The sequence below is a fragment of the Pseudarthrobacter sp. CC12 genome (genome assembly GCF_039907755.1).
In the GTDB taxonomy this organism is placed as follows: Bacteria; Actinomycetota; Actinomycetes; order Actinomycetales; family Micrococcaceae; genus Arthrobacter; species Arthrobacter niigatensis.
On record NZ_JARDJH010000015.1, the window covers coordinates 41,675 to 54,707 of the forward strand.

Below are 13,033 nucleotides of genomic sequence, written 5' to 3' on the forward strand. Positions count from 1 at the left end.
CCTAAAGACTAGTACCCCGGCCGGGACAGTGCAGTACACAAACCTACTGGCCAGTAACTTATGCGTCAATGGACACCGCGAAGCACGGCTTTTGTCAAGGCAATCCTGCCTCCCGGCCTAGAATGGTGGACTATGTACGGACCGTTGCCCGGCGATCAGGCCGGCCCCCTGAAAAGACCGGCACCCTGGCGCCGACGTCCCGCGAGCCACCGTGCCGGGCAACTGCATGGGGGCGTCGGCGGGCACCTCCGACTGGGCCGCAAGGGACTGGCCATCGGGATCGACATCGGCGGAACCAAGGTGGCCGCAGGCGTGGTGGACGCCGAAGGCCGGATCCTCAGCGAGGCCCGCCGCTCCACCCCCGGGACCGATCCACGGGCGGTGGAGCAGGTCATCGTTGAACTGGTGGAGGAACTGGGCCGGGGGCACCGCATCTGGTCTGTTGGCATCGGTGCTGCCGGCTGGATGGACCTGGCCGGCGGCACCGTCCTCTTCAGCCCCCACCTGGCCTGGCGCAACGAGCCGCTGCGTGAAAACCTCCAGCGGCTCCTCCGGCGCCCGGTGCTTCTGACCAACGACGCCGACGCGGCAGCCTGGGCGGAATGGCGTTTCGGCGCCGGCCGGGGGGAGGACCGCCTGGTCTGCATCACTCTGGGAACCGGCATCGGCGGGGCCATGGTGATGGACGGCAGGGTGGAACGGGGCCGGTTCGGCGTCGCAGGGGAGTTCGGCCACCAAATCATCATGCCGGGCGGCCACCGCTGTGAATGCGGCAACCGCGGCTGCTGGGAACAGTACGCCTCCGGCAACGCCCTGGGACGGGAAGCCCGGCTACTGGCCCGGTCCAATTCGCCGGTAGCCCAGGACCTGCTGGCGGCCGTGGACGGACATCCCGAAGCAATCACCGGAGCCATCGTGACCGAACTGGCCCTGGCGGGGGACCCTGCCTCCAGGGAGCTGATTGAAGAGGTCGGTGAATGGCTCGGGCTCGGGCTGGCCAATCTGGCCGCGGCCCTGGACCCGGGCCTGTTCGTCATCGGCGGCGGGCTGTGCTCTGCCGGTGACCTGCTGGTGGGGCCGGCCCGCAAGGCGTTCGCGCGGAACCTGACAGGGCGGGGATTCCGCCCGGCGGCAGGGATCGAACTGGCAGCCCTGGGCCCCAACGCGGGCCTCATCGGAGCGGCCGACCTGTCCCGCGTCAGCAGCCGCGTCCACGGCTGACGACGACGGCTGGCTGGCAGCAGGGGCGCTAAACCCTTGCGCCGTCGTCGTCGCCGTTCTTTTCCTGTGGCAGCTTCATGATCAGGTACACCGTTGCCAGCACGAAGACGGCCACGATGCCGACGATGGCCAGCAGGGGTGCCGACCGCCAGAACATGGCCGAGAGCAGCAGTGCCACTGGTCCGCCCACGGCCCCGAGCCAGGCGAGCATGGTCAGGGGATCCGTGCCGGCCAGGCTGGGCGGCTCCTCCGGAACGAACTCCCCGCCGTCGTCGTCCACGTCATAGTCCCTGGGCCCCGCTGCGGGCACATCCGGCTCAGGGCCGGCCTGCGACCCCGCCCCACGTTCAGCTGCAGGCTTTTCGGCAGGCGGAGTCCCCGCCAGCCCGAGGGGGTCAAAGTCGCGGAAGGAGGGCTGTGCCGGCGCATCGGGCGCAGCCGCCGCCGTGCCGGTGGGGGCTTGTTCCCGCGGGACGGCATCGGGCCGGATGGCCACGGTGTCCGACTCGAGGCGGGCCACGAGGTCCAGCCACACGGCGTCGTCCTGGTTGGCGCCCTGGTCCGGCTGGTCGGAGTCAGGCCTGTTCACTGCGGACCTCCTGGCCCGGTCCCGCCGGGCGGCCGGCTGAGTCGCGCAGGACCCGCTTGATGAAGTCCAAGGACCCTTCGAAGATGCGGTCGGCGTCGTTGTCGAGGGTGGCCACGTGGTAGCTGTTCTCCAGCCGCACCACTTCCAGCGGAGCGTGGGTGAGCCCCCGCCGAAGGACGTTCATGCTGGCGTCCGACACCACGTGGTCCACGGTGGAGCGGTAGACCTGCACGGGCGCGGTGACCCTGGGAAGGAGCCGGACCGTATCCCGGACCATCTTGTTCAGTTCGTGGGCGGCCGCCACAGGCGTGCGCGCATACGCGCCCTCATCCATCCCGGCCTTGAGGATGTCATTGCCGATGGACGGGGTGCTTTTGAGCACCAGCTTCAGGATTCCGGCCAGCGGCGCGCGGGGATCGTCGATCATCAGGCACGGGTTCACCAGGAGCACTCCGGCCACGGACCGCGTGGCGGCGATGCGCAGCGCCAGGGCTCCGCCCATGCTCAGGCCTGCCGCGAACACCTGGTCGCATTCGGCATCCAGTTCCAGGAAGGCGTCATCCAGGGCGCCGTGCCATTGCTGCCAGCGGGTGCGTGCCAGGTCCTGCCACGTGGTGCCATGGCCCGGAAGCAGCGGCATCCGGACAGCGAAGCCCGCATCGGCGAACGCCGACGCCCAGGCGCGCAGGCCATGGGGGCTTCCCGTAAACCCATGGGACAGCAGCACCCCGGTGCGGGGTCCTTCGCCGCTGAAGGCGCTGGAAAACGGGCTGTGGTCCGGTCCGGAGGTCATGGCGTCTCCAAGGTACTGGTGCGGCGGGCATGGGCGGCGACGAATTCGCCCGACTTGGCGAAGATCGAGGGCGCGTCAACGTCCAGAGTAGCCACATGTCCGCTGCTGGCAAGGTCCACCACCTCGGAGAGGTTTCCGCCCAGCCCTTTCCGAAGCAAGGCCAGCGACGTCGGCGGGACCACAGCGTCCGTGCGCGACTTGAAGACCTGGACGGGGACGTCCACGGCTGGCAGGGAGCGTACGGCAGCGCCAAACAGTTTTTTGAGCTCATGCACGGCGGCCAGCGGGGTCAGCGAATAGTCGCCGTCGTCGGTGGCGGGGGCGCCGGTCTGGTCTTCCTGGAGGGGGACGGTGGTGCGCTGGACATACTTAAGGAGTCCAATGATCCGGACCCGCCGGTCGTAGAAGCTCAGGCCAGGGTTGACCACGCTGACCCCGGCCACCGGATGGCGGGACGCCGCAAGCAGCGCGATGGCGCCGCCCATTGACAGGCCCGCGGCGAAACAGGAATCGGTCCGGTCCGCCAAATCCTGCAGGGCCTTCTCGTAGCTGCGGTACCAGTCCTGCCAGCCTGTCCGCGCGAGCTGGCGCCAGTCCGTGCCGTGCCCCGGCAGGAGGGGGACGGAGACTGCATATCCCAAGTCCGCCAGGTGCTCTGCCCACGGCATGACACTCAGGGGACTGCCGGTAAAACCGTGGCAAATGGCGACCCCGGTGCGCGCATTGGCGCCATGTCCCGGGTAACTGAAAGCGGCCGGACGGGACGGGGTGCTGCTTTCAGTCATGAGTCCATCGTGTCACTGTTCCAGCCAAATCTCACTAGAGTAGGGTTGCATTGAATCGCTGGCCAGGCCCGACGCAGGGCCTGGGGCTGCCTTCCGGAGAGGTTCACCACGTGTTCTATTGGGTCATGAAACGGATCTTCCTCGGTCCAGTGATCAAGTTGCTTTTCAGGCCGTGGGTCAAGGGCCTGGACAACATCCCGGCGCAGGGGGCCGCCATCATCGCCTCCAACCATCTGTCGTTCTCGGATTCGATCTTCATGCCGCTCATGGTGCGGCGCCCGGTGGTCTTCCTTGCCAAGTCGGAATACTTCACCGGAACCGGTATTAAGGGCCGGCTTACGGCAGCGTTCTTCCGCCTGACCAACCAGTTGCCCATGGACCGCTCAGGGGGCGCCGCTTCCGCAGCGTCCCTGAATGCCGGGATGGACGTGCTGGAGGCCGGCGGCCTGCTGGGCATCTACCCGGAGGGCACGCGAAGCCCGGACGGGCGGTTGTACCGCGGAAAGGTTGGGGTTGCCAGGCTGGCGCTGCAGGCGGGGGTCCCCGTGATCCCGGTTGCCATGATCGGCACTGACAAGGTCCAGCCCATTGGCAAGCGGCTGCCCAATATCCGCAGGATTGGCATGATCTTTGGCGAACCGCTGGATTTCACCCAGTACCGGGACCAGGCTGAGGACCGGGCAGTGCAGCGCCAGGTAACGGACCAGATCATGTCCAGGCTGCTGCGGCTCTCCGGCCAGGAGTACGTGGATGAATATGCGGCCGTGGTGAAGCTGCGGCTTGCCGGCAAGCCCGTGGAACCCCAGGCGGCGGCCGAGCCCCTTGCCGCCCCTGCGGCCTCCGGCGCAGGGTTCGTCCAGGAGGCCGGTGCCGGCGAAGCGGCTCCACAGCCGGCGGTCAAGGACGACGACGGCACCAAGGCCGGGTGATAGCGGAACCCTTTGGCAGGCCCGGCAGCAGTTGTGACGGGGACAGTGGGCAGCGTGACGGTCCGGTGCCCGCCGCTGCCGCGCTGCCGCTAGTCTTAGAGGGTGACTGAGCTATCTGCAAAACCAGCCTTTTCTCTGTCCAGCACCGCCCAGAGCGGAGCGGCCAACTATCCCGGACTGGACCACTGGCGGGACCTCCCCATCTCCCAGCAACCCAGCTGGCAGGACCGGGATGTGTTCGAGGCTTCCGTGAAGGAATTGTCGATCCTTCCGCCCCTGGTGTTTGCAGGTGAAGTGGATGTCCTGCGCGAGCGGCTGGCCGCCGCCGCCCAGGGCAAGGCGTTCCTGCTGCAGGGCGGCGACTGCGCGGAGACCTTCGATGCCGCTACGGCGGACAAGATCAGCGCCCGCGTCAAGACCATCCTCCAGATGGCAGTGGTGCTCACCTACGGCGCCGCGATGCCGGTCATCAAGATGGGCCGGATGGCCGGCCAGTTCGCCAAGCCGCGTTCATCCAATGACGAGACCCGCAACGGCGTGACCCTGCCGGCGTACCGCGGGGACATTGTGAACGGCTATGAGTTCACTCCCGAGTCCCGCGGCCATGACGCCTCCCGGATGCTCCGGGCCTACCACACCTCCGCTTCCACGCTGAACCTGATCAGGGCCTTCACCCAGGGCGGCTTCGCGGACCTCCGCTCGGTTCACCAGTGGAACAAGGGTTTCACCGAAAACCCGGCGCATGCCCGTTACGAATCCCTGGCCCGGGACATTGACCGTGCCATCAAGTTCATGGCCTCCTGCGGTGCGGACTTCGAAGCCCTCAAGCGCGTGGAGTTCTTCGCAAGCCATGAAGCCCTGCTGCTGGACTACGAGCGGGCACTGACCCGCATCGATTCCCGCACAGGCTTCCCCTACGACACCTCCGCCCACTTCCTGTGGATCGGGGAGCGGACCCGCGGGCTCGAGGACGCCCACGTCGACTTCCTCTCCCGCGTCCGCAACCCGATCGGTGTGAAGCTGGGGCCCTCCACCACCGGGGACGACGCCCTGCGCCTCATCGACAAACTGGACCCGGAACGCGAACCCGGCCGCCTGACCTTCATCACGCGCATGGGCGCGGGCAACATCCGCGGGAAGCTGCCCGCCGTCGTCGAGAAAGTCACCGCCTCCGGGGCACAGGTCCTGTGGGTCACCGACCCCATGCACGGCAACACGGTCACCTCGCCCAACGGCTACAAGACGCGCAACTTCGACGACGTCATCGACGAAGTGCGAGGCTTCTTCGAAGTGCACCACGGACTGGGCACGGTACCGGGGGGCCTGCATGTGGAGATGACCGGAGACGACGTGGCAGAGTGCCTGGGCGGCGCCGACCCGATCGACCAGGATGCTTTCCTGGACCGTTACGAATCTGTCTGCGATCCACGTTTGAACCACATGCAGTCACTCGAGATGGCCTTCCTGGTGGCCGGCGCCCTGGCCAAGCACTAGGGACGGAGCCCGCGCGTCCCGGTGGGCCGGCATGGCCGGCCCACCGGACTACACCACGGTGATGGTGACCACGGAGCCCTCCGGGACTTCCCGGTTCACCGGCGACTGGTCCCGGACTGTGCCGAAGAAGCCGCCCAGGATGTTGTTCCGGCGGACTTCGAATCCCAGCTTCTTCAGGGCCTGTTCCGCCTCGGCGGCCTGCTTGCCGATAAAGCTGGGGACCGCCACCATTTTGGGACCCTTGGAAAGGGTCAGGGTAACGGTTCCGCCCCGGATGAGCGTCCCGTCAGCCGGGGTTTGGCTGACGACGGCGCCCTCCGGAACATTCCGGTCGAACACCCGGTCCGGTGCCACCTTTGCCGTTAGGCCTGCTGCCTCAATGGCCGCAACGGCATCGTCCCCCTTCTTTCCCACTACCGACGGCACCGGAAGTGGCTGCGGACCTTTGGAAACGGTGATCCCCACCGGTGTCCCGTGGCGGGCGGGAGTGCCGGCGGCTGGATCCTGGGACAGGACGCTTCCGGCCGCTGCCTGGTCGTCGAACTTTTCCGTGACCGTCCCCAGCGCCATCCCCGCCCCGTTGAGGGCCATCTTCGCGTCGTCCAGGTTCCCGTGGGTGAGGTCCGGCAGGGGGAAAAGCTGCGGACCCTTGGACACCAGCAGGGAGACCGGCTGGAACTTCCGTATTTCCGTTCCCGCCGCCGGCTCGCTGCCCACCACGAGTCCCGTGGGCACGTCGTCATCGAAGACGTCGCTCGTGGTGGAGTGGAAGCCCACCGTGTCCAGGAGCTGCTGGGCCTGGGCCACGGTCTTGTTGGCCACCGCGGGAACCGCGGCGGCTGCACCGGGACCCATGCCGAAAAACCATCCCGCGCCCGTTGCCAGGAGGGCCGCGAGGAAAAGGATCACGACCCACACGAGGCCGCGCCGGCGCGGATTTCCCTCCCGCAGCGTTCGCACCGGTGTGGCGGCCGCTGCGGCGCGGAGTTTCTCGCTTTCCCGGTCCACTTTCCGTTGTGCCCGCTTGCCCAGCCGCGGCGGCGGGGGAGACCAGCCGCTGCCGGCCTCGTCGTCGGGCAGCGTAAGTCCCGGACGCTGGTGGTAGGCCACCTGCTCCGTCGGGTTGGCCTCCGCCTGCTGGTACTGCCGCGGCGGGTAGGCGGGTGCAGCCGGCCGGGAGGGGGGCATCAGGGTTGTCGGGTTGCCGGCGCGGCCAAGGACCTCGGTCTGGTGCATAACGGCAGCCGCCGCGGCTGCCGGGGGCTGCAGGTCCAGTTCCGCGTCGGTGAGGTTGGTGCGGATGTGGCGCAGTTCCTGGAGCAGCGCATTGCCGTCCACGGGCCGGTTCTCCGGATCGTTGGCGGTGCACCACTGCACCAGTTCGTCCACCTCGCCGGCCAACCGCGGGACCAGGTCCGAGGGCGGTCCCACCACGTCGTTGACGTGCTGGTACGCCACCTGGATGGGTACTTCACCCTCGAAGGGCTGCCGCCCGGTCAACATTTCGTACAGCATGATGCCTACGGCATAGACATCACTGCGGGCATCCGCCGGCTTGCCCAGGACCAGTTCAGGCGAGATGTACGCCACTGTTCCAATCAAGGCGCCGGTGCTGGTTGAGCTGGTGACGGCACGGGCCAGGCCAAAGTCACCGATCTTGATCCGGCCGTCGTCGGCGATCAGGACGTTTTCCGGTTTAACGTCGCGGTGGATGAAGCCGGCCGCGTGGGCGGCGGCCAGGCCCTCCACCACCGGATCGATCAGGGCCAGCGCCAGGCGGGGTGTCAGGGCGCCCCTCTCCCTGAGGAGGTCCCTGAGGGTATGGCCTTTGATGTATTCCATGACCAGGTAGGCGGTATTGCCGTCGTTGCCCTGGTCGAGGACTCCCACCACGTGCGGGTGGGACAGCCGGGCAGCAGCTTTGGCTTCACGGCCCAGCCTGCCCAAAAAGTTTTCGTCGGCAGCGAGGTGGGGATGGAGCACCTTCAGCGCCACCTCACGGTCCAGCCTTTGGTCCACCGCCAGGTAGACGGTGGACATCCCGCCACGGGCAAGCCTGGAAGTGACTGCATAGCGGTTGTCCACCAGCGTCCCTACAACTGGGTCTGACACGTGTTCCTGCACCTTACGATCCTAGTCCCGCAGCAAAACGCGTCCGAAATGAAAGCGGGTCCGAACCGGTAACGGTTCGGACCCGCAGACTTGCAGCTGTCAGTGGCCGAAGCTCAACTGAAGTTCTTCTGGTGTGCCTTGATGGCCGCGAGGTACGCCTTGGTGTCGTCGTACATGCCGTACTTGCTTACGGAGTATTGGCCCTGGTAGTAACCAGCAATGGCGGTGTCCTGGTCTTTGCTGGTGGCCAGCAGTTGCCGGATGATGGCCACGCCGGCCGTGGCATTGTCATACGGGTCCAGAAGGTTCAGTTTCCGTCCCACCAGGTCTGAGGCCCACTGTCCGGAGCTGGGAATGACCTGCATGGTGCCGATCGCATTGGCCGGCGAGACGGACCGCTGGTTGAAACCGGATTCCTGGTATGCGAAAGCCAGGGCCAGCGAGGGATCCACACCCATGCGGCGTGCAGTGTCGGCAACGATGTTCTTCATTTCATCCCGGGAAGGAACGGGAGAAGCGTTCAGGAGTGCTTTGTTTTCGTTGGCTGAGCTGACAACAGCGGCCGGGTAGCTGAATCCCAGGAAGGAGCTTGGCACCAGGGGTGCGGCAGCCGGCTGGGGTGCTGCCGCGGGCTGTGCAGCCGGCTGGCTGGCGCCCCCGGGAATGACCAGCTTACTGCCCGGGTAGATGACGGTGGTCATTCCCAGCTTGTTGGCTGCGAGGAGGTCCGACAGTTTGACGCCGTGCCGGGACGCAATGGCGGAGAGTGTATCGCCGGCCTTGATGGTGTAGGACCCTGTTGCCGGAGCAGAGGTGTTTGCCAGCGCAGGTGCCGGCGCGGCCGGGGCTGCCGGTGCCGGGGCTGCGGGGGCAGGAGCGGCGTCGCCGCCGCCCACCTTGACCTTCTGTCCCGGATAGATGATGGAGCGCATGGACAGGTTGTTCCAGGCAAAGACGTCCGAAAGGGACACGTTGTGCTTTGCGGCGATGGCCCCCAGGGTATCGCCGGCCTTAACCGTGTAGGTTGCCCCGCCCGCGGGTGCCGGCGCTGCAGGGGCCGCGGCCGGTGCGGGAGCGGGAGCGGCAGGCTCCGCCGAGCCGGACAGCTTGAGCTTCTGGCCCGGGTAGATGATGGTGTTGGCCTGCAGGTTGTTCAGCTTCAGGATGTCACCGGTAGCCAGCCCGAAACGGCCGGCGATCCCGCTGACGGTATCCCCGCGGACGATCGTGTACTCCGCGGGTGCTGCCGGCTGCGCGGGCTGGAACGCTGCGGGAATGGTGGTGGAGACAACGGCGGCAGGAATGATGGCACCGGCCGCTTTCGCTTCGGCCTGGGCCTGCATTGCTGCCGCGAGGCTGCTGGGAATGTTCCTCACGGGCTGCTGGGCCGTGGCCGGCTCGGCGAGGGCCAATGATGACAGGACGACCGCTGGCAGCGCCGCTGTGGTAGCGGCAATCATGGGCAGACTCGGCTTGGGGGGCTGCTTGCGCGAGCGGGACATCGTCATCGGAAAGAATCCTCTTCTCAACTGCGGGTGCGGATGCGGACGGGGATGCCGCTGTCAATCTTGATACTACTGTGACTTAAGTTAATAGTGTTACAACTGTGATGTGTGTGAATCTCTCATGAATTTGCGGATAGCACAAGAAGTTTCGGAATTCGGGTAAAGGCTTCTTTTCGGGAGTGTCCGCAGGCCAGGGGCGCATTCCATTGCCCCGACTAGGCGCCGGGGCGGCCGGCGTGGCAACCTTGATCCGTGAGTAATGTAGAAAACCTGGTGGGCCAATGGCTGCCGCTGCCCGACGTCGCCCGTTTACTGGATGTTTCAGTCACCAAGGTGCACAGCCTGATTGACGAGCGTTCCCTGGCGGCCCTGCGCGTGGGCGAGCGGAAAATCCGGTCGGTGCCCGCGGAGTTCATCCAGGACGGCCAGGTGGTGGACAGCTTAAAGGGAACCATCGTGGTGCTGGCCGATGCCGGCTACTCGGATGAAGACCTTATCGTGTGGCTGTTCACCGAGGACGAATCCCTCCGCGGCCGTCCCATCGACGCCCTGCGGGAAGGCCGCAAGACGGAAATCCGGCGCCGGGCCCAAACCCTGGCCTGGTAACAGCCTCCTTCAGGAGGCTCGGCTGACCGTTGCCTCAGCCAGCCGCCGGAGGGCGGTTTTAGGCAAGTCTTCCAATTCAAGCCCGTCGAGAGCCTCGAAAGCTGCCGCACCGAATTCGCTGATGAGGACTTCGGTGGCCTGCAGTGCACCGGAATCCTCGATGATCCGCCGGATTTCCAGGATGTCAGCGTCAGACAAATCGGGGCTGCCGAGGCTTGCATCAATAAAGGCCGACTCCTCCGGGGACGCCTGGTCCAGGGCCAGTGCCACCAGGACCGTCCGCTTCCCCTCGCGCAGGTCATCGCCCGCGGGCTTGCCGGTGGTCAACGGATCGCCGAACACACCCAGGACGTCGTCCCGCAGCTGGAATGCCTCGCCCAGCGGCAGGGCAAACGCTGAGTAGCCCCGGAGCAGATCGTTGGTGGCGCCCGCCAGGGCCCCGCCCAGGGCCAGGGGGTGTTCCGTGGAGTACTTTGCGCTCTTGAACCGGATGATCGACTGTGCCCTTCCAACGGCACCGGCCCGGTCCCGGACCGGACCAGCCACCTCCTCCAGGATGTCCAGGTACTGGCCCGCCATGACCTCGGCCCGCATGAGGTTGAAGATCAGCCGCGCCCTGCTTCCGGAGGCGGCCCGCTCGCCGATGTCAGTGAACGCCTCCTCACTGAAGGACAGGCAAAGGTCGCCCGCGAGGATGGCAGCCGCCTGGCCAAACCGTTCGCTGTCCAGGGCCCAGCCCTGCGAGGTGTGCAGCTGGCTGAAACGGCGGTGCACGCTGGGGCCGCCCCGCCGGGTGTCTGAACGGTCGATAATGTCGTCGTGGATCAGGGCGGCCGCCTGGAACAGCTCCAGCGCTGCGCCGGCCGTCACCACCTGCCCCGCACCCGCCTCGCCGCCGGCGCCCCGCCAGCCCCAGTAGCACATGAGGGCGCGGAGGCGCTTCCCGCCGGTCACCAGGTTGGAGATCGAGCCCATGATGGGTTCGATGTCGGGGGAGATGCCGGACATCACGGATTGCCGTGCCGTCAGGAAGCCGGTGAGTTCACCGGCCACCCCCGCCACAAAGTCGGCCTGTTCGTTCCTCAGCTGCTCGGCGGCCGTCACTTGGCTGACTCAGCTGCCACGTTGGCACCGATGGTGAAGGTGGACACGCCCGCGGCTTCAACCACGGAGAGGTTGACAGTCTCGTTGTCACCGCGGACGAAATCCTTGGAGGCCACGCCGCCCACCTTGTCTCCGGGGACGGCCTTGAAGCCCTGGCCTTCCAGAGCCTTGGTGTAGAAGTCGATAACGGCTGCGGTGGGAGCCGTCACAGTGCCCACAAGTGCCGCCGTTGCTGGAGTGGAAGCCTTGTCAAAGCTGCTGGATACCACCGTCGCCCCCGTCATGAGCGGGAGCAGCTGCTGCGGGAAGCCCGCCACCACGGCGCCCACGGTGGCGGACGTATTGGGCGACGCCGAGGGGCTGGGTGAAGCCGTAAGGGCGGATTGGGAGGCGGAGACGGACGGGGACGGCTGGGCTTGTCCGGACGGTGTCTGGCTGCATCCGGCCAGGACCAGCGCCCCAACAGCGGCAAGCGCGGCCAGGCCAGCTGGCTTCAAGTATCCAATAGCCGTCACGAAGACTTTCCTCCTGGTGTTGTTGGCGGAACCAGCCTCCAGTTTAGCCAGCATGCAATGCGCTCCCGACAAACCGGTCCCGCCCTGACAAACGGATAGGATTGCAGCCGTGGGGCCAGCAGGTATGAACCAGGTATCCGCCGAGCGCCTTCAGGGCCGCCGGCGTACCTGCATCATGCACGTCGACATGGATGCCTTCTTCGTTTCGGTGGAGCTGCGGACGCGGCCCGAACTGCGTGGCAAGCCGGTGATCGTCGGCTTCCCTGGTGAGCGTTCAGTAGTCCTCTCCGGCTCCTACGAGGCCCGGGACTTCGGCGTTAAATCTGCGATGCCCATGGCTGTGGCGCTGCGGATGTGCCCTCAGGCCGTGGTGATCGAGCCGCGGCACAAGCTCTATTACGAAGTCTCAGGGCAGCTGATGGCCATCTTTGAATCCATCACCGGATTGGTCGAGCCGCTCAGCGTTGACGAGGCCTTCCTTGACGTCACAGGTGCGCTCCGCAGGCTGGGACCGCCCCGCGGCATCGGGGAGCTGATCCGACGCCGGGTGGCAGCCGAGCTCGGCATCACCGCCTCGGTGGGCATTGCGGAGACCAAGTTCGTGGCCAAGATCGCGTCCACCCGGTGCAAGCCGGACGGGTTGCTGCTCATCGGCCCTGACCAGACGGTGCCGTACCTGCACAGCCTGCCCGTGGGTGCCCTCTGGGGGGTGGGCGCCAAGACCAAGGAGGTGCTGGCGAAGATGGGAATCAGTACCGTGGCTGACGTGGCCGCAACTCCGGTGTCGTCGTTGAAGAAGGTCCTCGGCGCAACGGGGGAGCACGTCCACCAGCTCGCCTGGGGCATCGATCCCCGACCGGTGACGCCGGTGCGGCTTGAAAAGAGCATCGGCGCGGAAGAGACCTTTGCCACAGATACCGACGACGATGCGCTCCTTCGACGGGAGCTGCTTCGCCTTTCCCACCGCACCGCCGGCCGCCTGCGGAGTTCCGGAATGGTGGCCCGCACTGTGGCCCTGAAACTGCGCTTCGCCGATTTCTCCACCATCACCCGCAGCCGGACGGTCCAGACCCCGGTGGACAGCGCCCAGCTGCTCTACGCCGTGGCACTCCAGCTCCTCGAGTCCGTCGGAACCAGGGCCATGGCCGTGCGGCTGGTGGGAGTCAGGGCTGAACAGCTTGAGGAAGCAGCACGGACCTCGCTTCAGCTGAGCATCGACCGCAGGGATGACAACTGGCGCGTGGCCGAGCAGGTACTCGACCAAGTGGCGCTTAAATTCGGCGACAAATCGGTCCTTCCCGCCCGTCTGATGGAGCCCGGAAACCGGCCGGACGGCAGTACCGAACGGCCCGCCTGACGGGGTCCGCCGAAGTCATTGCC

The 13,033-nt window shown here is 66.7% G+C and carries 12 protein-coding genes; 5 read left to right on the forward strand and 7 right to left on the reverse strand.

Annotation, left to right across the window (positions count from 1 at the left end; translation table 11 throughout):
- Positions 1 to 132: 132 nt before the first annotated feature.
- On the forward strand, positions 133 to 1,221 hold the full coding sequence (locus tag PV772_RS12145; RefSeq protein WP_246839720.1) for an ROK family glucokinase: 1,089 nt from the start codon (positions 133 to 135) through the stop codon (positions 1,219 to 1,221).
- Positions 1,222 to 1,249: 28 nt separating this feature from the next.
- On the opposite strand, the gene PV772_RS12150 is transcribed toward PV772_RS12145, so the two are convergent.
- Genes PV772_RS12150 through PV772_RS12160 form a run of 3 tightly spaced genes read right to left on the reverse strand, consistent with a single transcriptional unit; the run spans position 1,250 to position 3,388 of the window.
- Entirely contained in the window at positions 1,250 to 1,810 is a 561-nt protein-coding gene (locus PV772_RS12150) for a hypothetical protein (protein WP_347886289.1), read from the reverse strand.
- A complete protein-coding gene (locus PV772_RS12155) occupies positions 1,797 to 2,603 on the reverse strand; it encodes an alpha/beta fold hydrolase (protein ID WP_347886290.1) in 807 nt (268 codons plus the stop codon). Before PV772_RS12155 ends, PV772_RS12150 begins: the two co-directional genes overlap by 14 nt.
- Positions 2,600 to 3,388, reverse strand: a complete 789-nt coding sequence (locus PV772_RS12160) for an alpha/beta fold hydrolase (protein ID WP_347886291.1) — start codon at positions 3,386 to 3,388, stop codon at positions 2,600 to 2,602. Before PV772_RS12160 ends, PV772_RS12155 begins: the two co-directional genes overlap by 4 nt.
- A gap of 110 nt (positions 3,389 to 3,498) precedes the next feature.
- Between PV772_RS12160 and PV772_RS12165 the strand changes: the two genes are divergently transcribed.
- Together PV772_RS12165 and PV772_RS12170 are read left to right on the forward strand one after the other, a co-directional pair.
- A complete protein-coding gene (locus PV772_RS12165) occupies positions 3,499 to 4,317 on the forward strand; it encodes a lysophospholipid acyltransferase family protein (protein ID WP_141181225.1) in 819 nt (272 codons plus the stop codon).
- A 102-nt stretch (positions 4,318 to 4,419) separates the two neighbouring features.
- On the forward strand, positions 4,420 to 5,811 hold the full coding sequence (locus PV772_RS12170; protein WP_141160864.1) for a 3-deoxy-7-phosphoheptulonate synthase class II: 1,392 nt from the start codon (positions 4,420 to 4,422) through the stop codon (positions 5,809 to 5,811).
- A 48-nt stretch (positions 5,812 to 5,859) separates the two neighbouring features.
- Here PV772_RS12170 and pknB read toward each other — a convergent pair whose 3' ends face one another.
- Positions 5,860 to 7,935, reverse strand: coding sequence for a Stk1 family PASTA domain-containing Ser/Thr kinase (pknB, locus tag PV772_RS12175; RefSeq protein ID WP_347886292.1), 2,076 nt, complete (start codon positions 7,933 to 7,935; stop codon positions 5,860 to 5,862).
- Between the two features lie 101 nt (positions 7,936 to 8,036).
- Positions 8,037 to 9,431: a LysM peptidoglycan-binding domain-containing protein gene (locus tag PV772_RS12180; RefSeq protein WP_347886293.1), complete on the reverse strand. Its 1,395-nt coding sequence runs from the start codon at positions 9,429 to 9,431 to the stop codon at positions 8,037 to 8,039.
- Positions 9,432 to 9,680: 249 nt separating this feature from the next.
- Between PV772_RS12180 and PV772_RS12185 the strand changes: the two genes are divergently transcribed.
- Positions 9,681 to 10,034: an Rv2175c family DNA-binding protein gene (locus tag PV772_RS12185; protein ID WP_168223113.1), complete on the forward strand. Its 354-nt coding sequence runs from the start codon at positions 9,681 to 9,683 to the stop codon at positions 10,032 to 10,034.
- A gap of 9 nt (positions 10,035 to 10,043) precedes the next feature.
- Here PV772_RS12185 and PV772_RS12190 read toward each other — a convergent pair whose 3' ends face one another.
- Positions 10,044 to 11,138: a polyprenyl synthetase family protein gene (locus PV772_RS12190; RefSeq protein WP_141160862.1), complete on the reverse strand. Its 1,095-nt coding sequence runs from the start codon at positions 11,136 to 11,138 to the stop codon at positions 10,044 to 10,046.
- Entirely contained in the window at positions 11,135 to 11,653 is a 519-nt protein-coding gene (locus tag PV772_RS12195) for a hypothetical protein (protein ID WP_347886294.1), read from the reverse strand. The genes PV772_RS12190 and PV772_RS12195 overlap by 4 nt, the downstream gene beginning before the upstream one ends.
- Positions 11,654 to 11,777: 124 nt before the next feature.
- On the opposite strand from PV772_RS12195, the gene dinB reads away from it, so the two are divergent.
- Positions 11,778 to 13,010, forward strand: coding sequence for a DNA polymerase IV (gene dinB / locus PV772_RS12200; protein ID WP_141161616.1), 1,233 nt, complete (start codon positions 11,778 to 11,780; stop codon positions 13,008 to 13,010).
- Positions 13,011 to 13,033 lie beyond the last annotated feature (23 nt).

Coding starts and splice junctions, on each gene's coding strand:
- dinB (WP_141161616.1), top strand. CDS start 11,778: ATGAACCAGGTATCCGCCGAGCGCCTTCAGGGCCGCCGGCGTACCTGC.
- PV772_RS12180 (WP_347886293.1), bottom strand. CDS start 9,431: ATGACGATGTCCCGCTCGCGCAAGCAGCCCCCCAAGCCGAGTCTGCCC.
- PV772_RS12160 (WP_347886291.1), bottom strand. CDS start 3,388: ATGACTGAAAGCAGCACCCCGTCCCGTCCGGCCGCTTTCAGTTACCCG.
- PV772_RS12155 (WP_347886290.1), bottom strand. CDS start 2,603: ATGACCTCCGGACCGGACCACAGCCCGTTTTCCAGCGCCTTCAGCGGC.
- PV772_RS12145 (WP_246839720.1), top strand. CDS start 133: ATGTACGGACCGTTGCCCGGCGATCAGGCCGGCCCCCTGAAAAGACCG.